The organism is Bacillus sp. AFS037270 (genome assembly GCF_002585305.1).
The window spans coordinates 13,107-34,027 of record NZ_NUNF01000016.1 but is presented as its reverse complement, the minus strand read 5'-3'; the positions used below and the strand labels follow the sequence as shown (position 1 = coordinate 34,027).

Annotated in this window: 26 protein-coding genes, 1 pseudogene and 1 other annotated feature; of the genes and pseudogenes, 7 read left to right on the top strand and 20 right to left on the bottom strand. The window is 35.9% G+C overall.

Going from position 1 to position 20,921, the window contains the following annotated elements:
* Positions 1 to 711: 711 nt before the first annotated feature.
* On the top strand, positions 712 to 1,809 hold the full coding sequence (locus COD92_RS08600) for a site-2 protease family protein (RefSeq protein ID WP_480254367.1): 1,098 nt from the start codon (positions 712 to 714) through the stop codon (positions 1,807 to 1,809).
* 67 nt (positions 1,810 to 1,876) lie between these two features.
* Here COD92_RS08600 and COD92_RS08595 read toward each other — a convergent pair whose 3' ends face one another.
* A complete protein-coding gene (locus COD92_RS08595; protein WP_098528277.1) occupies positions 1,877 to 3,154 on the bottom strand; it encodes an MFS transporter in 1,278 nt (425 codons plus the stop codon).
* Between the two features lie 326 nt (positions 3,155 to 3,480).
* Between COD92_RS08595 and COD92_RS08590 the strand changes: the two genes are divergently transcribed.
* Entirely contained in the window at positions 3,481 to 3,816 is a 336-nt protein-coding gene (locus tag COD92_RS08590) for a hypothetical protein (protein WP_098528278.1), read from the top strand.
* Positions 3,817 to 3,966: 150 nt separating this feature from the next.
* Entirely contained in the window at positions 3,967 to 4,959 is a 993-nt protein-coding gene (locus COD92_RS08585) for an LLM class flavin-dependent oxidoreductase (protein WP_098528279.1), read from the top strand.
* 20 nt (positions 4,960 to 4,979) lie between these two features.
* On the opposite strand, the gene COD92_RS08580 is transcribed toward COD92_RS08585, so the two are convergent.
* The 8 genes from COD92_RS08580 to COD92_RS08545 form a co-directional block, all read right to left on the bottom strand.
* Positions 4,980 to 5,750 (bottom strand): TatD family hydrolase, encoded by a 771-nt coding sequence (locus tag COD92_RS08580; RefSeq protein WP_098528280.1) that lies wholly within the window; start codon positions 5,748 to 5,750, stop codon positions 4,980 to 4,982.
* A gap of 163 nt (positions 5,751 to 5,913) precedes the next feature.
* Positions 5,914 to 7,617, bottom strand: a complete 1,704-nt coding sequence (locus COD92_RS08575; RefSeq protein WP_098528281.1) for a 2-isopropylmalate synthase — start codon at positions 7,615 to 7,617, stop codon at positions 5,914 to 5,916.
* Positions 7,618 to 7,680: 63 nt separating this feature from the next.
* Positions 7,681 to 7,901, bottom strand: a binding site (T-box leader).
* Positions 7,902 to 8,010: 109 nt separating this feature from the next.
* The gene (locus tag COD92_RS08570) at positions 8,011 to 8,562 is read right to left on the bottom strand and encodes a YitT family protein (protein WP_176541093.1); all 552 of its coding nucleotides are present in this window, start codon (positions 8,560 to 8,562) and stop codon (positions 8,011 to 8,013) included.
* A gap of 144 nt (positions 8,563 to 8,706) precedes the next feature.
* Positions 8,707 to 9,741, bottom strand: a complete 1,035-nt coding sequence (locus COD92_RS08565; RefSeq protein WP_098528283.1) for a DUF3231 family protein — start codon at positions 9,739 to 9,741, stop codon at positions 8,707 to 8,709.
* Positions 9,742 to 9,963: 222 nt separating this feature from the next.
* Positions 9,964 to 10,149 (bottom strand): sporulation protein Cse60, encoded by a 186-nt coding sequence (locus COD92_RS08560; protein ID WP_098528284.1) that lies wholly within the window; start codon positions 10,147 to 10,149, stop codon positions 9,964 to 9,966.
* Between the two features lie 178 nt (positions 10,150 to 10,327).
* Positions 10,328 to 10,498, bottom strand: coding sequence for an SPW repeat protein (locus tag COD92_RS08555; RefSeq protein ID WP_098528285.1), 171 nt, complete (start codon positions 10,496 to 10,498; stop codon positions 10,328 to 10,330).
* 179 nt (positions 10,499 to 10,677) lie between these two features.
* Entirely contained in the window at positions 10,678 to 11,127 is a 450-nt protein-coding gene (locus COD92_RS08550; protein ID WP_176541094.1) for a helix-turn-helix domain-containing protein, read from the bottom strand.
* A gap of 223 nt (positions 11,128 to 11,350) precedes the next feature.
* Positions 11,351 to 11,731 carry a VOC family protein gene (locus tag COD92_RS08545; RefSeq protein ID WP_098528287.1) on the bottom strand — a complete coding sequence of 127 codons (381 nt, stop codon included), beginning with the start codon at positions 11,729 to 11,731 and terminating at the stop codon, positions 11,351 to 11,353.
* Between the two features lie 187 nt (positions 11,732 to 11,918).
* Between COD92_RS08545 and COD92_RS08540 the strand changes: the two genes are divergently transcribed.
* Positions 11,919 to 12,215: an RNA polymerase alpha subunit C-terminal domain-containing protein gene (locus COD92_RS08540; protein WP_098528288.1), complete on the top strand. Its 297-nt coding sequence runs from the start codon at positions 11,919 to 11,921 to the stop codon at positions 12,213 to 12,215.
* 126 nt (positions 12,216 to 12,341) lie between these two features.
* Here the strand turns inward: COD92_RS08540 and COD92_RS31860 are convergent, their stop codons facing one another.
* Entirely contained in the window at positions 12,342 to 12,485 is a 144-nt protein-coding gene (locus COD92_RS31860) for a hypothetical protein (RefSeq protein ID WP_176541095.1), read from the bottom strand.
* 154 nt (positions 12,486 to 12,639) lie between these two features.
* The gene (locus COD92_RS08535; RefSeq protein WP_255286570.1) at positions 12,640 to 13,512 is read right to left on the bottom strand and encodes a sensor domain-containing diguanylate cyclase; all 873 of its coding nucleotides are present in this window, start codon (positions 13,510 to 13,512) and stop codon (positions 12,640 to 12,642) included.
* A gap of 81 nt (positions 13,513 to 13,593) precedes the next feature.
* Here COD92_RS08535 and COD92_RS33315 point away from each other — a divergent pair, with 81 nt between their 5' ends.
* Positions 13,594 to 13,734 (top strand): GTP-binding protein, encoded by a 141-nt coding sequence (locus tag COD92_RS33315; protein ID WP_098528290.1) that lies wholly within the window; start codon positions 13,594 to 13,596, stop codon positions 13,732 to 13,734.
* A 489-nt stretch (positions 13,735 to 14,223) separates the two neighbouring features.
* Positions 14,224 to 14,463 (top strand): hypothetical protein, encoded by a 240-nt coding sequence (locus COD92_RS08525; RefSeq protein WP_098528291.1) that lies wholly within the window; start codon positions 14,224 to 14,226, stop codon positions 14,461 to 14,463.
* A gap of 255 nt (positions 14,464 to 14,718) precedes the next feature.
* On the opposite strand, the gene COD92_RS08520 is transcribed toward COD92_RS08525, so the two are convergent.
* The 9 genes and pseudogenes from COD92_RS08520 to COD92_RS33310 all read right to left on the bottom strand — a co-directional run bounded on the left by COD92_RS08520 (position 14,719) and on the right by COD92_RS33310 (position 20,757).
* Positions 14,719 to 15,618 (bottom strand): aldo/keto reductase, encoded by a 900-nt coding sequence (locus COD92_RS08520; RefSeq protein ID WP_098528324.1) that lies wholly within the window; start codon positions 15,616 to 15,618, stop codon positions 14,719 to 14,721.
* Between the two features lie 149 nt (positions 15,619 to 15,767).
* On the bottom strand, positions 15,768 to 16,484 hold the full coding sequence (locus COD92_RS08515; protein WP_098528292.1) for an SDR family oxidoreductase: 717 nt from the start codon (positions 16,482 to 16,484) through the stop codon (positions 15,768 to 15,770).
* 99 nt (positions 16,485 to 16,583) lie between these two features.
* A complete protein-coding gene (locus COD92_RS08510) occupies positions 16,584 to 17,096 on the bottom strand; it encodes a type 1 glutamine amidotransferase domain-containing protein (RefSeq protein ID WP_098528293.1) in 513 nt (170 codons plus the stop codon).
* Between the two features lie 121 nt (positions 17,097 to 17,217).
* On the bottom strand, positions 17,218 to 17,736 hold the full coding sequence (locus COD92_RS08505) for a DJ-1/PfpI family protein (protein WP_098528294.1): 519 nt from the start codon (positions 17,734 to 17,736) through the stop codon (positions 17,218 to 17,220).
* Positions 17,737 to 17,986: 250 nt separating this feature from the next.
* A complete protein-coding gene (gene trxA / locus COD92_RS08500; protein WP_098528295.1) occupies positions 17,987 to 18,301 on the bottom strand; it encodes a thioredoxin in 315 nt (104 codons plus the stop codon).
* Positions 18,302 to 19,275: 974 nt separating this feature from the next.
* Positions 19,276 to 19,689, bottom strand: a pseudogene (locus COD92_RS32740) (GerAB/ArcD/ProY family transporter).
* Between the two features lie 157 nt (positions 19,690 to 19,846).
* A complete protein-coding gene (locus COD92_RS32735; protein WP_255286571.1) occupies positions 19,847 to 20,101 on the bottom strand; it encodes a GerAB/ArcD/ProY family transporter in 255 nt (84 codons plus the stop codon).
* 20 nt (positions 20,102 to 20,121) lie between these two features.
* Positions 20,122 to 20,211 carry a hypothetical protein gene (locus COD92_RS32730; protein ID WP_255295265.1) on the bottom strand — a complete coding sequence of 30 codons (90 nt, stop codon included), beginning with the start codon at positions 20,209 to 20,211 and terminating at the stop codon, positions 20,122 to 20,124.
* Positions 20,212 to 20,388: 177 nt separating this feature from the next.
* Complete coding sequence (locus COD92_RS33310) at positions 20,389 to 20,757, bottom strand: Ger(x)C family spore germination C-terminal domain-containing protein (RefSeq protein WP_098528296.1); 369 nt, start codon at positions 20,755 to 20,757, stop codon at positions 20,389 to 20,391.
* On the opposite strand from COD92_RS33310, the gene COD92_RS31850 reads away from it, so the two are divergent.
* Positions 20,731 to 20,877, top strand: coding sequence for a hypothetical protein (locus tag COD92_RS31850; RefSeq protein WP_176550414.1), 147 nt, complete (start codon positions 20,731 to 20,733; stop codon positions 20,875 to 20,877). The two genes, COD92_RS33310 and COD92_RS31850, sit on opposite strands and share 27 nt — an antisense overlap.
* Positions 20,878 to 20,921: the final 44 nt, after the last annotated feature.

Sequence of the window (20,921 nt, the reverse complement as noted above, 5' to 3'; positions counted from 1 at the left end):
AAATCTTTTTATTTTCTCAATCAAATACTGTACGCCATATAATAAATAGGCTTTATAGTGCAAATAAATAAAAAATTGAATATGGTTTAACCGATTTAGACTTACAATTTTAAATTTTTTCAAGACATCAATAAAAAGAAAAGCAAAAAGTCCATCTGAAATAACATTTAGTAAGATAAACTTTTTAAAATTTCCGTACGAACATTTAAGTAGCCACATGGAAAAAGGCATATAAGGCCCCACACTAAAAGGAAGTTCATCCTTAAAAAACGATTTACGCTTGTCTTAAAACTCCCACCACTTCCGCTTATGTCCATACAAATGGTTTATGATCTCAAAGAGAACAATAAAGACACCCGCTAAAGAATAACGCTTGAAACTACGCTTTCCTATTAACAATAACGATAACCATGAATCAAGATAATAGATAGAATAAATACCTTGTGTCTCTTTGATATCATAGTTGATGTCACCTCAACCTACTTTTTCTATTCTTGTTTAATTTATCCAATTGTTATAAAAAAAAAAACGCCCATAAAAGCTGTCATATCCTTAATCAACAAAATCCTTATCACTTTGTTTCCTTCAAATTTTATATCCATACTTGCTTATTTGTTAACTTATTTTCCCATATTTTCTTGTATAATAGTCATACAACTAATTTTCCGATAATGTGTTTTTAAAGGGGCTGTTTATTTGAAAAAAAGGAAGATCAAAAACGGCAAGAGTACCTCTTTGGGAGTATTAGGTACAATCGGAGTTTTATTATTAGGTAAATTAAAATATGTTTTAGTCATTTTAAAATTCCTTAAACTTCAAACACTTTTGAGCATGTTTATTTATCTAGGGACATACGCTCTCATTTTTGGCTGGAAGTTTGCTGTAGCTTTAGTCTATCTCTTATTTATTCATGAAATGGGCCACGCGTATGCAGCTAAAAGAATTAAACTGCCAGTTAGCCCAGCTGTATTTATCCCTTTTATGGGTGCGGTTATTGGAATGAAGGAAATGCCGAAGAGTGCAAAAGAGGAGGGATTTGTCGCCTATATGGGGCCTTTATTTGGATTGTTATCCTTTTTGCCGGCCATCCCTTTGTATGTTTATACACATGAGCCATTTTGGGGCCTTCTAATTATATTAGGGGGGATGATTAATTTATTTAATTTGATCCCTATTACCCCACTGGATGGCGGGAGAATCGCCGCCGGGATTAGTACTAAGCTTTGGAGCTTAGGAATCATTTTGTTATTAGCTTACTCTATTTATCAGCTTAGTATATTAGGATTTATCATCGTCATCCTGGGTTCTAGAGAATGGTACAAATTATATAAAAAACAAAAACGTTTAAAAGACGATCAATTAGAAGTGCAAGAACTTAAACACATATTAGAAAAATTAAAGCAGGAATCTCATTCTCTAGACTCGACTCAAGAATTGGTTAGAAAGGCAAAATTGAAAACCTCCGATATGGAGATGATTAAATTATTAAATACACTGAATGTGGAAATTGAAAAAATGAAAAAAGATCATTATCTTCAGCAATTATCAGGTGCCTATTTTTTAAGTGAAGAACATAGCTATCAAAATCAACAAGTTATTTTAGGTATCCTTAACCAATTAGAAAAAAGATTAACAGCTTTTAAAAGAGATGTACAAATCACAGAAAGCTATTATAAAACCGATAAAAAAACGAAATTGCAATTATTTTTAATTTATATTGGTCTAGTCATAGCGTTGACCATTAGTTATTTTTATGGAAATCAAATTCTCATGAATCATCCGGAAATACAAAAAGCGATGAATAACTAAAAATAATGTCAAACAACGAAAGAAGGTACACACACATAAATGGTAGTGTACCTTCTTACATTTAAAGTCAGATTAATTCATTTTTCTTTTTTAATATTACATACAAGACAATGCTGCACCCCGAACATATAAGTGCAAGAACAGCAATAAATCCATATCCTGCCTGCAATCCCAAGATCTCGTTCACTCCGCCATTCTCACTTTTGAACATCTTACTAACTAAATCAATAATAAAACCAATCAATAGATTACCAATTACACTGGCGATTCCCATTAGGGTTACCGTAAACGTAATCGCCGCTCCTGTACCTTTTGGGTACCGCTTAGCTAAAAGCGCCATCACGGTAGGATATATTAACGCAATGCCCACTCCTGAAATGGCAAATAACATCGCTCCTTTTTCGCCTGTCAAAATGGCAGCTAAACTACAAATACCTGAAAAAGCGGAAGCAATAATAATCGATAAGGTAAAACCAATTTTATCCGTAACAGCTCCTAAGAAAAGCCTAGCCAGCATAAAGAATAGGAAAAACATAGACAACATCCTCGATGCATCATGGATGTTCCAACTATAGGCTTTCACCAAGAATTGTACCAGCCAGCTTCCAATAGCAATCTCTGAGACCACACCGAAGGATAATACAGCTACGATTAGCCATGCGACAGGGTCCCGGACTAGAGACTTGTAGGAAGTAGTTTCTTCTATTTCATGAGTTTCTTTTGGAAATTTACCTAACAGCGAAGGAACAATTGGCAGAAGAGACAATAGTAAAACCAAAAGGTACATCCCTCTCCATCCAATTTGATCACCAAACATATTCCAGCCCATTATCGATGCCGCTACCGTCGGAGCTACGGTTGAACTTAGCCCGTAAAAAAAGTGCGAAAGGTTCATCATCGCTCCCGTATTTTTAGTGAAAATTCGAGCAGCCATGATACCCAGTCCTATCTCTAGAACGCCATTGCCAACATAGAGTAAAAAGAACGAAGCAGACAGTGTGGCATAATTCACTGATAGATAAATCACAAAACCCGCTAAGGCCATTGATAAAAATGCGATGATTCCCGTCCATTTGATCCCAATTTTGTTGCTTAATGCCGATGTAAATGAACAGGCAAGAAGATAGCCTAAGGAATTCAAGGCTAATAGAATACCAATTTGTGACTGACTTAAATGAAGTTCATTTTGTATGATTGGAATAGCTGGACCTTTAATGTTTTCGGATAAACCAAAGATAAGAAAGCCGCCAAAAACGATACTGAGTAAAAGATAATAATTGTATTTTGGATTTACCTTTAAGAATGTGCTGCTTTTTTTAGTACTTAGGGATTGTTGAGTTTCCATGAAAGTTCCTTTCTTTTTATAAATTATTGTATCCTATCTAATGATCATTCAATTACACTATTTAAAAATGAAGCTTAAAGAATTTTATTCAATTAACAAGAATTTATCAATACAATTTAAGCCAATGAAGGAACCTAAAAACCAATTTCTTATATTGTCCAATAAATATCATCTGAGTCTTCTTTTCGTTGAACTTACTGCATATAGTTTGGTAAGGAACAAAACCGGAGTGAAAGTCTCGCTTTTTTTTCAGCTAGATGCTGCTGTATGTGATTTATTTTTCAGATAGAAAAATATTCAACATTCTGTAAAGGATGTGGGGTCTAATGGATTTAAATACCTTTATCAGATTATATCAAGCATTTTTAAAAGAATGTGAACAAAAGGGATGGACGATCGAAATTCTTATCGAAGAATTCGGCAATTATCTAGCTGCCATAACCAATATTGATGGTATTGAAGTGCAATTTTATATTGAGTTGGACTTAGAAAATTGTGTTCAGCTTAATGGTGCTACCAATCAAAGCAGATTGGATTACGGGGTAATAAGGGATGAAGGTAAAGGAGACTTATTTGCAAAAGAAGTACTGGATGAATTCCATCAGTATTGGGTCAAACATATACCTAAACGGTACTCGAGCTTTATTCTCTATAAACAATGAAATATAATCATTTTCGAAGATATAATTGAATATTATATCTTTTTTTTATTTGTTTACTATATGGCGGTAAAAAAAGGTAAAATTAGACAACATAGACTATAGAACAAATTTGAAACGATGCAGTATGCCTGTTAGCTGGAGGTTTAACAATTGAAATTAAGTGTTCTCGATCAATCAGTCATATGTAAAGGTGAAACAGCAAGTACTGCCTTACAAAAAACGGTTAAACTAGCGCAAATAACGGAAGATCTAGGATATACTCGGTTTTGGGTTGCCGAACATCATAATACCAATGGAATGGCCGGTTCTTCTCCGGAAGTCCTGATATCTCATATTGCTTCCAATACTAGAAAAATTCGTGTCGGTTCGGGCGGTGTATTACTCCCTCAGTATGCTCCTTATAAAATTGCTGAAAACTTTAAGGTGTTAGAAGCCTTATTTCCGAATCGGATTGATGCAGGAATTGGGCGTTCCCCTGGCGGTTCCGCGGCGACACGACTGGCGTTGACAGATGGGTTACGAAAAAGCCTGAATGAATTCCCTCGACAGCTTAAAGACCTCCAAGGGTTTTTACAGAATCAATTACCTTTAGACCACCCTTTCCATGATGTACAAGCATTCCCTGATACAACAGGTTTACCGGAATTGTGGCTTTTGGGAATTACGCACCGCGGTGCAAGGCTGGCAGCAGAAAATGGGACAGCATTTACTTATGGGCATTTTATTACTCCAGTCAATGGAGAGCGGGCAATAGACTATTATTATCAGCATTTTCAGCCCTCGCCTACGTTAGCTGAGCCTAAAGCAAATGTTTGTGTTTTTGTCGTTTGTGCCTCAACCGAGGAAAAGGCCGAAGAATTAGCTTTAAGCCAGGATTTATGGCTATTAGCTGTTGAAAAAGGGATTGACACAAGAATTCCGTCTGTTAAAGAGGCAAAGGGCACTTCTTTAACATATGATCAACGGATGAAAATACAGGAAAATAGAAAACGGATGATTATAGGGACACCGCAAAAAGTTAAAAGTGAAATTTTTCGGTTGAGCGAAAAATACCGGACTGAAGAATTCATGATTATTAGTAATATATATAACTTTGAGGACAAAATTGAAATATATAGGTTATTGGCTGAATCCATCTTGTAACTAATAGACAGTTAGCTGATCTATATCCCATAAAATTTCTTAGTGTTTTCAACTAATCTTTCAGAGACTTCTGTTTCTGAAAGATTTTTTATTTCTGCAATCTTGAAGATTGATTCCCTCATCATAGCAGGGTGAGTCATTTTTCCCGAAAATGGACCTTCGAACGGCCATGGACCGTCTGTTTCAATCATCATTTGTTCCAATGGGCAGCTTTGAACTAAGTTCTGGATTTTCTCTTTATAGACAATCTCTGGTGTAACTGAAATAAAGTATCGATTTTGAATCATTCTCGCAACGGTCATTTCATCCCCTTTAAACCAATGGAAATGGGCCTTTGCCACTGAATGTTTTTCTAAAAGATCACAAACAATCGGGGCATCATCATAAACTGCATGCAGAACAATCGGCTTATCCCATTTCTTAGCCAATTTCATGAACATCTCAAGGTGTTCAATATATTGACCGTACTGAAGCCTAGATACCTTTTGGTCCAATTTTAGATAGTATGGCAAACCCACCTCTCCAACCGCCATCATATCTGTTCGATGTTGATTCATCCATTCTATTAGCATGCTGAACTCTTGTTCAGTCGGCAGACTTTGCTCAGGATGAAACCCAAATGCGGGCTTTACCTTTGGATACTTTCTCGATAATTCTAGATTTCGCTTACATGATTCTAGGTCAAATGAAACAGATAGCAATGCTTCAATCGAGTCTGAACTTTTCAATATCGATTCTATTTCTTGATCTTTATATTGATCTAAATGAATATGCGCATCGATCATTTTCATATGTATTCACACTTCCAGAACCAATATTTTATACTATTAGGTTATGTCGCTATAGCTTTTTAAAAGATTAATTTCATAACAAGATAAAGGGCTGCCGCATTAACTGTTTACAACAGATCACGCAGCTGCCCACATCCATACTTATAAAATAAATCTGGAAAACTTATCTCTTTGAAAGAGAAAATCCTTTTCCAATTGTAGATTCAACACTAGATACCATTTTATTTACGGCACTAAACAGTGCTTTTATGGAAGAAGTCATAATATCAGCGTCAATCCCACAGCCCCAATAAACAGCACCATCTAGAGCAGTAAACCCGACATAAGATACAGCATTTGATTCCGATCCTCTTTCTAGTGCATGCTCTGTATAAACTAAATCTTTAAAATTGATACCAAGTGTGGTTCGCAGACCATTGCTGATCGCGTCAAGTTTACCATTCCCAACACCAGTAAATTCATGAGCCTCGTTATTTATCTTAACTGATACAGTTGTTTCATACTTTTCATTTTGAGTAAATCTGTAATTCATAAACTCAAGCGGTGTCTTTATATTGACATATTCTTTTAAGAAAATGTCATGAATTTCATTTGGCATAAGTTCCTTGTGCATGTGATCCGATACATTTTTAACACTATAACCAAAGCTTTCACGCATCTCCGCCGGCAGATCAAGTCCAAAATTCTGCATCAGCACATAACCGATACCTCCTTTACCAGATTGGCTATTAATCCGGATAATATCGCCTTCATACTGTCTGCCAATATCTTTTGGATCAATCAATAGATAAGGGACTGTCCAATACTCATTTTCTCTTTCCTCACGCCATTTCATTCCTTTTGCGATGGCATCCTGATGTGATCCTGAGAAGGCCGTAAAGACAAGTTCACCGCCATATGGGTGTCTCTCATGAACCTTCATTCCTGTTAATTTTTCATATTTGGCAAGGATATGATAGATATTTTCAAAATGAAGCTTTGGATTTACACCGTGAGAATACATGTTTAAGGCAAGTGTTACGATGTCTACATTTCCTGTTCTTTCTCCATTTCCAAACAGTGTTCCTTCTACCCTCTGCGCTCCGGCAAGCATTCCTAGCTCTGCATCTGCGACCCCGGTTCCCCTATCATTGTGTGGATGAAGGGAAAGAATCACATTGTCCCGGTAGTTTAGATGATCACTCATGTATTCGATTTGACTCGCATAAACATGTGGCATTGACATGGATACTGTAGCTGGAAGATTGATAATCACCTTGTTGTCAGCAGTAGGCTGCCACACATCCAGTACCCGATTGCAAATTTCAAGCGCAAACTCCATTTCTGTGCCCGTGAAGCTTTCCGGTGAATATTGAAACTGGAAATTCCCCTCCGTTTCGGCGGCGTATTTCTTCACCATTTTTGCCCCGGTTACTGCAATGTCGATAATTTCTTCCTCCGTTTTTTGGAACACCTGCTCACGTTGCGGGACAGATGTAGAATTGTAAAGGTGAACGACAGCCTTATTTACACCTTGAAGCGATTCAAACGTTTTTTTAATAATATGTTCTCTTGACTGGGTCAATACTTGAATCGTCACATCTTCAGGAATTAGTTCCTGTTCAATCAAGGTACGTAAAAAAGTATATTCTGTTTCAGATGCGGCAGGAAAGCCCACCTCTATTTCCTTGAAGCCAACTTCTAACAGTAATTGAAAATATTCCAGCTTCTCCTCCAGACTCATCGGCACAACCAAGGCTTGGTTTCCATCTCGCAGATCCACACTGCACCACGTTGGAGCTTCCTCAATATACTCCTTTTCCGTCCATTTCAAGCTTTTTACTGGAGGCATGAAATAACCTCTGGAATACTTTTCAATATTTTTCATTCTGTTGCCCACCTTTTTATCAATTTAATTTGTCCTTTTTAAATAAAAAAAGCCTATCATCTCATAAGAGACGACAGGCTTTGCCTACGTGGTACCACTCTTTTTGATTCGTTTAAAAAGTAAACGAATCCACTTGACGACTTTATTACGGTGATCAACCGTTAAGGCCTACATTTCAGCCTTACCACTCCTGGGTGAGTTGGGGGCGTTATTGACTGTCTCTCACCAACCGACAGCTCTCTAAACAATAAATATCCCTTAATACTCCCAATCATTGCGTTTGATTTTTTTGAATTTTCCCCATTTTATTATTTTTTTTAACATCAGTCAACCCTTAAAACTTAAATTTAGTCAAAACACATTTTTTACCCTGCTTAATATTTTTCAATCTTCCTAAGATGAATTCCCTTTAATTAAGGAAGTTGTTATGCCAACAATCGTAATAGCCAAGCATGAATAAAGGAATGTGTCTAATGCCAGTACAGTAAAACCTGCTAAAACAATGAGTCCATCAATGATTATGATGGCAAAGGCAATATTTAAGGTGAAATTTGCAGCAATGATTTTAGCAAGTAAGTCAGTACCTCCAGTACTAGTCTTATATCTGAGCATTAGACCAACACCCGTTCCAATAATGACTCCTCCTATTAATGCACTTGAAAGGTGTGATAGGAAAAATTTATTGCGCAGGGGTGAAAGCAAATCAATGAACAGAGAAGAAAACAGCAGCCCTTGTACATTGCTAAAAAAATACCCTCGTTCCGTTGTTGATGCGATTATACAGATTGGCAGACTCAAAGCCACCATTGTAACTCCAGTCTGAAAATCAAAGAAGTAATGAAGTACTAATGCAATTCCAAGGACTCCGCCGTCGATTAAATGATGCGGTACTAAAAACCCATTTACCCCAATTCCTAATAGCAAACTGCCAATGAGAGTAGCCATTAATTTCTGGAAAATTTATATCACCTTGTCCTGTCTTTTTAATCTATTAATATGTCGTCATCTCTAAATTAAGAATGATGGACAAGAGTAAAATTGGACGGGTTAAGGTAATTAAAACGGTTCATTTATTAGTTCAAATAACTACTAATTTGCTGTTAAATTTTTTCTATCAACTGCTTTAGGTGGTTGTTCCATCCACCCCTTTTCAATCATCGTTTTTGCCGCTTCTTCAACAAATAGGGAGATTTTCATAAACGATTTTGAATAGATCATGCCTATATCATGTCGTCCATTTACAGCCACTGAATTTCCAAACGCTCTTATTTTCATTGAAAACATATCCATCTTATGAAATAACATTAACTTGTCTGAAAAGGGAGAAAATGTAGATGCCGTTACCAAATGGTCAAGAAAGGGCGGCGAAGGCAGATTTTCATCAGAAAGCTTTTGCATATACGCTTCAATATTTTTAGTTGTCAGGTCCCGGCCTTTTTCAAATAACTTCCTAATCTTTTCATCCTTTGCAACTTGTGCAAATGCCATAATGAGGGCTTTACTGGTTACATTATTTTCAATATTATCGTAAAAATGAGCAATTTCTAAAGCATGCAAAGGCCTGACATGTCCGAAAAAACCATTTAAAAAGTCCTGATGAACAAATTCAGCTTTATCCGGAACCGGAATAAGAGGTGGTTTGATGATAAAACCTTTGTTCATTAGTATCTCTTTGATTTGTTCCATCAGAGCCATGGTAGAATTCATACAATAAGTAAAAAACTCCACTGCATCCTTTCGATAAACAAGTGGCAGGCCTACGTTATAAATACTCATACCGGCTTTAGCTGCATATTTCAAGTAATGAACATAGAATTGATCTTCGAATAACCGAGGGGCACCAAGGTTTACATCTTCTTTACCGAATCCTATAGGAATAGGGAAGTTTTCCTTTTCAAAAATTTCTTTGGATACTTTCATAAACTCTTCGCATAATTTTAATGCATTCTCTAATAAAGTTTTAATATCCTCATCCTCAACGTGTTGATGATAATAACTTAACACGCATTTTGCCATACTGTTTCCCGTATAAGTTGCCCAAAGTTTGCCCATTTCTGCTGAAGTTAATTTTTCTTTCGTGTTTGTTTTATTTGAACTTAATTTAATAGGCTTAATCGTTTGTATGGGAACTCCTTCATCCGCATTTTTGGTTAGTATTACCTCCAGTTGAAATCATATTCTAACGCAAAATAACGTACTATTTTGGTTTTACAAAAAGAAAAATAAAAAAAGAGCATTCAGCTCTTTTTTATTTATCCTACTGCAACTAAACAATTTTAGTTATAAAAATGAAATAGAGCTGGCTTTTGTCTCTTAAAATACTTTCTCTAAGTTTTGACCTTTCTTCTATAGTTTTTGCACGACCTTATATACCACCACTGCAGAAATTATGCCTCCGTCCAAAGTTGTTACCTTGATATCTACAAAATTCATTTGGTCAAGCGTATTTAAAAAAACATTTACCTGTTCCTCGACATCATTAGGGGAACCTGTAAATATTTTTGTTCTCACCTTTCGAACTGTAAATTCCAAAACGCATCCGCTCCTCTGATTTATGGAAATCCTATGCTAAAAGTCAATGTCACAGGTTTGCTATCTATTTTTATTACTCTTTCAATCCTGTGCACATTTCCTACACCTACTTATAATTTCTGCCAACAACAGAGGCTGAAAATTAAGAAAGCTTGCTGTTGGCAGATTTAAAACTGTTCTAAGAATTATTGTTTTTGTTCGCCGCGCCTGCCCAAATAGCTAAAATTAAGACGATGATTCCAAAAATGACACTATTCCACATAGCGCCAACATTACTGGTGAAGCCATACACCCACGGAGAAATGATGAGCCAGATACCGATCAGTCCAGTAAGCCAAAGTTGCCACATCATAAAAACCTCCTCTATTCTAATTGACGTTAACGTCAACGTCATTAAATCATATGAATTTTTACAAAAGGATATTCCTAGTTTCATATCTGTTAAAGAAAAAAAGGAACACGATCGTTAATCATCTGATTAATGACCGTGCTCCAAGGAATTAGTTAATTAAAAACGGATTGGGACTTTTACCTTTTCTTCAATTCGTCCATAAAATGTAAAGAACGTTCCACTTGCTCTTGATACATATCACGCATAGTTACTACGTTTTCTATTTTCGAATTCATTTTTTCAATCAAGTTGTGTAAAACATCGATGTACTGATTCACCAGCACTCTTTGTACATCGGCACTCTCGGCATTCTCATGAAACGTCTGTCTTATGTCTTTTAGCGACTCCTCCGCCTCCAACACTTCCTGGATCTCTTGAAGGGAGATACCCAAATAATCTTTCAGCCGTAGAATTTGCTTAAGACGATCTATCGTGTTTTGTTCATAAAGACGATGCCCGCCATTTGTACGTAATGCGGGAGAAATTAGCCCGACTTGCTCATAGTAACGAAGCGTTCTCGGTGTAATGCCTAGTTGTCGTGAAACCGTGTCAATGGTCAACACGTCGTATGTCTCATTATTCGTCAAACTGATACACCCACTTTTGTACAGAGATATCCTAAATAACAGGTATAATTCTATTAAATCATATGGATAACTTCCAAGTAAATCCATTTATACAACTCACACATTGGTATACTTTTTTATATATTATGATGTCCTGATTATTATAATAGTAAAAATAGCGTTTCCACTTTTAGTAGAAACGCTTTCAGTCATTCAATCATTTTGCCTACATGGCAGCTGAGCATTACTTTCTTTCCATTACGGCAAAGTAATTATTTTCACTATCTGCAAAATTGAATACTCTACCAGAAGGCATAGTGACCATTTCACCGACAGTAACGTTTTTATTTGATAAGTCTGTATATAATTGATCTAGATCTTTTGAAAAAAACATTAAGGAAGGTGTACCAAGATTTAATTCTGGCTGCATTTTAGAAATTAGTTCCTTATTATGTAGTACTATACTTGTCTCGACTCCATTTGTTGGGGCAATTTCAATCCATCTCATCCCCTGTCCATTATTTTCCTCTGAAATCACCTTAAAACCTACTTTTTCTGTCCAAAATTTAACTGCCTCATCTTGATTATTAACATACAACATGATTTGACCTAACATATTAATCATTCTTTTCACCCTCTATATTAAATTACTTGAAATTATAACACACTTATCTATTTTTTGAAAAAATTGGATTATTATTCCTACTTTTCAAACCTATAAAATGTAACCTTCTTCCAATTTAATGGGATTTTATGTTAATATATGATTTATAAATTAACTAACGGTACAATCAAACAGGGGGTCTTAAAAAATGACAACTTCAAATAAAAATTTAAGGACTTGCGATAAAGGCCACAAATACTATAAAAGCAGCGACTGTCCAACCTGCCCGATTTGTGAGCAAGAACGGAAACCTGCCGAAGGATTTCTTTCTCTTCTCTCGGCACCAGCCAGACGTGCATTGGAAAACAATGGGATCACTACTATACAACAGCTTTCCAACCATAGTGAAAACGAGATTTTGCAATTTCATGGTATGGGACCGTCTTCCATCCCTAAGCTTAGGACTGCATTGGAAATGAGTGGGCTATCTTTTAGAGAAAAATAGGTTTTGCAGCTATCTACCGATATTTACCTTTAATCCTCTATCAGTACAAACAAAGAGGCTGCCAAAAATGACAGCCAAAATGAACCCTTTAATAGTAAACCATTTAATTTTCACATAAACATCTTATTAATCACCAAATCTAAATTTGGGTAATGCCTCTGCTGTGTCAACGTTTTGAAGTTCTTCCTGCTTTACTTTTGACTTTTTCGCTATGAAGAAACCGATAATTCCCACCAAGACGATCGCAAGTAAAAGCCAAATAAAAACCATAAAAGCATGCTCCCTTCAAATAAATTTATCAGACATTAGAATATATGAAGAGAAGCTTGTCATTTTTAATGTCAAAATAATAAAAATTTTTACAGATCCAGCTAAAATCTGTAATATTTATACCAGATAAATCCCGATCTATCGTCTGTTCATCCTAACTTGAATACTCAAAAGCTTGTTCAAAAAGTTCAACATAGTTTCTCCCCTTCCTTTTGGCTTCATAGAGCGCCTGGTCAGCTTCTCTCATTAAGTTTTTCAAGGTTTGACTATGATCTTCCCCCATAATCTGAGCTGAGGAAACCCCAAAACTGGATGTAACATGAATTTCTTTGTCCATAAAAGGAGTTACACTCTCTGTTATTTTTACACGAATAGATTGGGCAAGCTCATATGCCGCGATTAAAGGTGTATCTGGCAGTAATAGAATAAACTCCTCACCGCCATACCGCCCAATGATGTCGGTGCTTCGTAGACTTTCCTTTGTCAAACTAGCAACATGAGCTAAAACCCGATCTCCAGCTTCATGTCCAAACGTATCATTAACATTTTTAAAATGATCTATATCAAACATGATGAAAGACACTTTTCCCCCAGTCATGCTAAGGGACTCCATCATTTTTTCTGATTCTTGCATAAAGAAGTTTCGACTATATACCTCAGTTAAGCCATCCATACTAGCTAAATTCTTTAACTGTTCCTGAAGAAGGACTCTTTCTGTCACATTCACAAAAGTAATGATCTTCCCTATTATCTTATTATTTTTATTTCTAACAGAGGAAAAACGAATATGGTAGTAAGTCTTTTCTTCGTCTAAACACAGCTCATAATCCAATTCCTCCTCATGCCTAATAATGTCTGCAAGTTGACCATATCCATCAACTATTGGCTTTCCGATCACTTGGGAGTTTAAATTTGGTAGGAGATCTAGCATCGCATGATTAAAATCGACGATTACACCATTTTGATTTAAAACAAGAACTCCATCCTTCATGCTTTCAAATACCGAGTCCCTCGCAATGGGAGTCACATTGAATATTTGATAGGATAAAACCAGCACCGTGGAAAATAAAAGATAGACTCATGGAAACCGGTCCTAGGTCGATGCCATATGGACTCAATCCATTTAAATAAAAATAATGGGTGTATTTGTTGTACAGTACTTGGGGATTTAAGTTCTACTCTGTTAAATATTTACCACCAAGTTAAACCAGATATAATTATTATTGAATTTATACAGCGACTTCAGTAGCTTCCATTAAATTCAGCAGTGGGAGAAGAAATAAAAATAAGGATAGGAACATACCAGACAGTAAGAAATTTGCTCAGGATGGAGAATCAACACAAAAGGCATTTATGGCAGTTGTTGTGCTATAGCGTTAATGAAGGATCCTCTAAAACAACAACAGAACGGAGAAGCTTTGTTTGTACCAATGGGAAGATGTAATCGGAGGTTTTCTATATAAAAAATGAGGAGGCCCGGCTTTCCAACCGGGCTTTATGCTAGAGTTAAGGGAGAAACCTTAACCATAAGTAAAATTGCAGGTCCTACCTAAACAACAGTTGGCTACCAATATGATGCGAAAATTACTGTTCAGGGTGCAGAGGATGGCCCTATAGCAAAACCAACTCCCGTATTTCCTTGGAAGTCTTCCTCCTTCTCAATATAAAGTGATTGGACTAGATGGAGATCTAAACAATCCGTTCTTTGCTTACACTGATCAGGAGCCAAAATATCCTAATGATCCTACAAAATATATTGACGTTAGTCCAGGAAGTAATCCAAAGCAAATACATTGATAAAATTTTTGGCGGAAACAGTCAGCCTAACGTTGCTCCAAACTCAGAGCAATTACACAACCTAATTAACAAGTATTATCAAGAGTACAACAAACCAGTTGTTCTTTTTGGTTATAGTATGGGTGCTTCCATTATTAACCTAACCTTAATTACTGTTTATACTATCCTTCGGTATAAATAGCAATTAAAACTTTTGCCTATCATCACCGATATTGTTGATGTAATTATCTCGCATTTAAGAGAATAAATGAAAGAGGAAACAAAGAAATCAGTTTATATTAAAACACTTCGTGAAATTGGATATAATTGGAGGAGCCAAAAGGGGAAAGCATGTGAAGAAATGTACTTTAGGACTCTGTTGACAAATCAGAGTTTGAGAAGGGACATTAACAGGTTCTCCTAGGCAAAGAGTACAGATCCTTTGTCCCCATTCATTTTATATAATATCCAAAGGTATTTTTCTAGTTGGTTTTGGAAATACCTCGTCAAGTCTGTTCAGATCTTCTATGGTCAATTGAATAGTAGCAGCTTGAGCATTGGCTAAAACATGTTCTTCCTTAACAGCTTTTGGGATAGCAATTACGTTGTTCGAACGAATGGTCCACGCAAGAGCAATTTGTAATGGCTGCACATTGTATTTTTCTGCAATCTCAATGATGGTTGGATCGCTTAGTAATTGTCTTCTTAAGCTCCCTCCCTGGGCCAGGGGACTATAGGCCATAATTGGCATGTTATGTTCATGATGCCATGGTAGGAGGTCATAATCAATTCCTCTAGAACCTAGATGATATAACACTTGATTTGTCATACATTTTTTTCCGTTAGCGGTATCCCACAACTCTATCATATCATCCGTATCAAAATTAGAAACTCCCCATCTTATAATTTTACCATCCTTGCGCAGTCTCTCCATTCCTTCAATCGTTTCTGCCAAAGGAACACGACCTCTCCAGTGTAAAAGATACAAATCAAGATGATCTGTTCCTAGTCGTTTTAGACTATTTTCACATGCGCTTTCAATCAAATCTAACCCGGAATGATGAGGATATACTTTCGATACTAAAAAAACTTTATCTCTACGCCCCTTGATTACCTCACCAACTAAACGTTCGGAATCGCCATTTCCGTACATTTCAGCCGTATCGATTAGCTTCATGCCTAGTTCTATTCCAAGTTGCAAAGCTTTGATTTCTTTGTTTTTCGATTGAGGATTTTCACCCATGTACCATGTTCCTTGACCAATGCTTGGAAGAAAGGTTCCATCAGGTAAAGTTACTACACGTTTTTCAAGTGAATGCTTAATTCTCAATATTTTTTCATGGTCACGTAAACTCATTTTCATCATTCCTTTCATATCTCCTTGTTTTTCTTGAACTGCATTCTTCAATCATTACCATTTATTGAAAAATTGGATTATTATTTAAAAAATAAATGTGGCTATACATTGTTGTAGTATAGCCACAAAATTAACATTATAATGCTCACTTACACCAAGTGAGCCCCGCCATCAATAAGAAGAACATTACCAGTTGTAAAACCATTTTTCACTAAGTACACGTAGGCCTCAGCAATGTCTTCAGGCTGTGCCACGCGATTAACAGGTATCTGCTGTGCAATTTTGCTGTATAAATTTTGTCTTTGCTCGTCAGGCATCCCTCCGTAGAGTGGGGTGTCTACGATACCAGGTGAAACAACATTTACCCGTATAGGGGCCAGGTCTACTGAAAGCCCCCTAACCAATCCATCGAGCGCTGAATTGATCGAAGCAAGTGTAGTTGCCCCCTGTGGTGGACGGATTCCATAAACACCAGAGGTCAATGTGATAGAACTGGTATCATTTAAGTACGGAATAGCAGCACGAACGGTTAAGTATTGCCCCCAAAACTTACTATCAAACGCTTCTCTAACATCCGCAACAGGTAAGTCACTAAAATGACCCATTGCACCTTCACCTGCCGTAACGACAAGGTGATCAAAATTCCCTACCATTTTAAAAAAGTCAGCTAGTTTTTCTTCACTGCGAAAATCAATATTGTATGCTTCCACATTACCACCAAGTACATTCTTTGCCTCCGATAGTTTTGCATCAGAACGACTTGCAATAATGACTTGAGCAGATTCATCAAGAAATGCCTTTGCTGCGGATAATCCGATACCAGAAGTACCTCCTATTACGACCACACGTTTTCCTTTTAATGACATTGAATGAACCCTCCTTAAAAAATTCTTTTTAGGTTGTATCTGAAAACAATATTACATACTACTTTTAGTGAAAATAATATAAACCAACGCTTCATTATTTTATTTTGCTAATAGTTTTAGCACTTCACGATTGAATGCCGGGATATCATCTGGAAAACGGCTAGTCACAATATTATTGCTTACGACAACTTCTTCATCTTTGTAGTTAGCCCCTGCATTTTTTAAATCATTACGAATAGATTTGAAACCAGTTATGTCGACGCCTTTTAATAGGTCTGTATCGATCAATACTTGTGGTCCATGGCAAATGGCAAAAACAGGTTTGCCTTCTTGGATAAATTCTTTTGCGAATTGACCAAAGCGGTCATCTTCACGTAGTAAATCAGGGGAGAAACCACCTGGAATAAGCAAAGCATCAAAGTCTGCAGGATTAACTTCATCTATGGCTTTATCAATTTTTACGGTTGCGCCTTTTTTACCAGTTACTTCATTTCCTGCATGTTTATCAATTGTAATCACTTGATGACCAGCTTCTTTGAATGCTTCTGCAGGTTCTGTAAATTCAACATCCTCAAATAAATTGGTTATAAGTGTAGCAATTTTTTTACCCAAACTAAAAACCCTCCTTGAATCGCAAAAACTTATTATTCTCACAAAAAATGCTTATATTTAATGGAAGCGGTGGGTTCGAAATTTACTTCCGAACCACACTCTATCCAACTAAAATGTAGAACTAACGTAATGCTTTAACAAGGGCTTTTCCAAATTCTTTCGCACCTTGTGGACCATCGCCAGTAATAATATCACCATGGGCAACAACGTGTTGTTCAACATATTTAACGTCAACAGCTATCAATTCGTTCTTTTGAACATCTAGTGGATAGCAAGTTGCTTCTCTTCCAGAAAGCAAACCAGTTTTAGCAACTGTAACAGCCCCTGCACAAATTCCTGTTACAAGAACTTCCTCATTGTAAGCTTGCTTCAAAAAGCCTTGTAATTCTTGATTTCCCCATAGATGATCATTTGTACCAGATCCTCCAATTACCGAAACAACATCAAATTCTGTGGGCGATACGTCTGAAAAGATAACCGAAGCAGTTGCTTTCCCATCATAGTCACCAGTAATTTCACCTGCCACGGTGCTAGCAATGGTTACTTCGACTCCTGCATTTTCAAGCTCTTCTTTTGGTTTGAATAACTCATCTTCATTAAAACGTTCTGGCGGTATAATTAAGAGTGCTTTTTTACTCATTATTTTTTCCTCCTCAAAAAGAAAAAGATTTGTTGATAACACTTTTTCATATATTCGTATTTTTACCTGTGGCTGTTATCAATTTCAGCTAAAATTTCAGCAAGCTGTGCAAGTTCTAGTGTATTGCGAAAAGCATCAGCTGGAGAACTTCCAACGTGCAATCGGTGAAAGGTCTAGCAATGAGAATGGTATATCAAATACTTTTTTGTATGCTCAGATATAGATTCATCCTCTTTCTAAAAAGTCTTTATTACATATGCTTTGAAATTATTTCTGTCAAAGCTTCTTTTGGATAGAACCCGATAACCTTATCTACAGCCACTCCGTCTTTGAAAAGAATCAACGTTGGAATGCTCATGACTCCAAATTTTCCTACTGTTCCTGCGTTTTCATCTACATTAAGCTTGATAATTCTAACTTTGTCACCCATTTCACCATCGATTTCCTCCAATACAGGTGTAATCATTTTACAAGGACCACACCATGTTGCCCAAAAATCCACTAAAACTAATCCCTCTTTAATTTCAGTGCTAAATGTTTGATCTGTTACGTGTGAGATAGCCATTATTATATCCTCCAATTCATTCGTATAATTTTAATAAAAGTTTTTATAATGTTTACAAAAAATACAAAATTACCCCCTTTTAATGTAATAAAAAAAGTTACAGTTTGTTTTTTATAAAACGTACTGTAATAAAATAGTTTACAGTATAGACATTACGAAGCAAGCAATGGTCTGGTAAATGTCCCTAACAAACTAAACTATTTTAAAAGCCACTTTTCAAATTGATTGCTTCCTGTTCAAAAGGAATAACTGTAATTTTAATATTTACAGTTTATGAAGTCAAGAAAAATTAACTCGATATTCTCAAATTCCACTATAGTGGGTATACACCGATGAAAAGTTCTCATCGCATTTTGCGTTTTTCACCTGAAGCAGATTTTTGTTTATTTTGTTTATGATAATATACGAAAGTATCTGACTTTGCTAACGCCTCCTATTTCACCTGCGAAGGTATTTTTGCGGTTGTGCTATTTCCGATAGATCTGGTTGAGGAGGGGATTAGTGATCTTAGGTTCGAAAACGACTAAAGTAAAAATAAACTATTTAAAATGAAAGAAGTGAAGGTTTTGATTAGATATAAATGTCTCCATTGTGTAAGTCTTAATAGAAGTTTACGGGAAAATTTTATGTTTAAAAGAAATACCTCGTCCTAATTTTGATTTTCAAGGTGCATGAAATAGGGGGACAGCAACTCCACTTGATAGTCGAGCCAGATTCACAGACGATTCGTCAATATGAAAGCGCATCCGACATAGAAGGTCACTTTTCATTTAAAGTTGAGAACTATTATGACACTCTTAAATGGCTTTCAAGTCAAAGAATGGTTCGCTTTTTTAATCTTTCTCATAAACCCAGAGAGCCTAGCCAGTATATTGCCACAATATTAAATTGTAATCTTTTTCTATCAACATCTAGATATTCTCCCTGTTGAACATTTTCTGCTTCATATAAATAAACACAAATAAAAACGGAATTTAGAAATAAACAAAATAAAAAGCAATTTTTGAATAAATGTCACCTAATCGTACGATTAGATTATTCTCAATCAGTAAATTAGCTAGAAAAAAGAATAATACCAAGACAATTAATAAGCTTAAACGTTGCTTCAAATTTACTAATTTCTTAAGGCCACGACAGGCTGCCCATATTTTTAAACTGACATTAGGTAAGATAAGCAGCAGCCAGATATATTCGACCCTTTCTATAAGCGGAAATTGCGCAATTTTCATCAAATTTAATGTAGGCCATAAAGTATTTTTTTAATGCTCTTGGCTAAAGAATGCAAAAGAAATCCGCGCTATAACCAAATAAAGTAAGGTTGAAAACAGCAACCCAAAGTGAGCCCATTTTTGTGATTTACCAGGGTTCTTAACAATTGGGTAAAACATAAATAATGGTTCAAAACCCACTTATTGAAACAACATCTCTTTTGAAGATAACAAGATCCATGGCGGAATAATTAAAAAGCGGCAATAAATGATCCCATTGGGCAAATTCTAAGGCAAAGAAATTAAGGGGAGTTAAAATAAAAGGAATCACCGTTCCTCAAAAACAAATACCAGTAATTACTCGGAATCCGCTTGAAACCGTATAATAGATAAGCACTAGAAATGGGATGCTGATTTGCCATGTCTTCATTAAGGGGAAAATCCACACCTGCACCACTTCAATATAAACACGGAAAACAATAAGGGCCAGTACAAGAAAATAAAAAATAATAAACAGGTTAATGATGCCGCCAATCCATTTCCCAAAGACAAATCTTTGAATATAAATAATGTCGTTATCGGCAATAGCCATTATTCGATACATCATCCAAATTAATATATATGGATACTTATCCCAGATATTATAATGGAAATCCATGCATCGTAGACAGCATTCTTAATAATGTTCCTCTGGAAACTCATAATGCCTACACCAAAAGAAGACTAAATAAGGTAATACAGTATATTGCTCGCTAATTAAATTTTTCAAAAGGCTTCACCTCTATAATTACTGTACGATTCCAGAGTTTCATGGACAACTGTATGTACTGTTGTTTAACAATGAAACTAAGTCCTGGATCTCAGCAGTAAAATACTTATTTAATAACTTTTCTGATGGTTATTCTTTTTGGATAATTTCAATAATGACAATTCATACTTAATTTGGGCGTTAAGCTTTAAATCGATCAGGATATGGGGAATAGGCTTGCTCTTCTCAACCGTATAGGTAACTTTTGAATCCAGATTTTTCAATAATAAGCTGTCTTCTTTATCGTTAACCGTTAATTTGTTTTTATAGTTACCATTTTTGAATCTTTCCATTAGCAATTTTAGAATAAAAGACTGCTTCATATTAATATTGTGGATAAAACCATATCCAATTTTCAATTGGATAGGCTGATTTGTATCCAATCTTGGAAGGATGAAAAGGAAGTGACTTTGATGAATGACAAAGGAAAAAGCAAACATCTTTTCCACTTAGCTGCTTTCTTTCTTGTCTTCTTAACAGGATGTCTAAATGACCGGATTATCGATAAAGTTCAAATTATTGAAACACTGGCTTATGATATGAAAGCTGACAAAACATAAGGAACGGTCATCTATCCTATCTTTTCGGAGAAAGGGAAAACTAA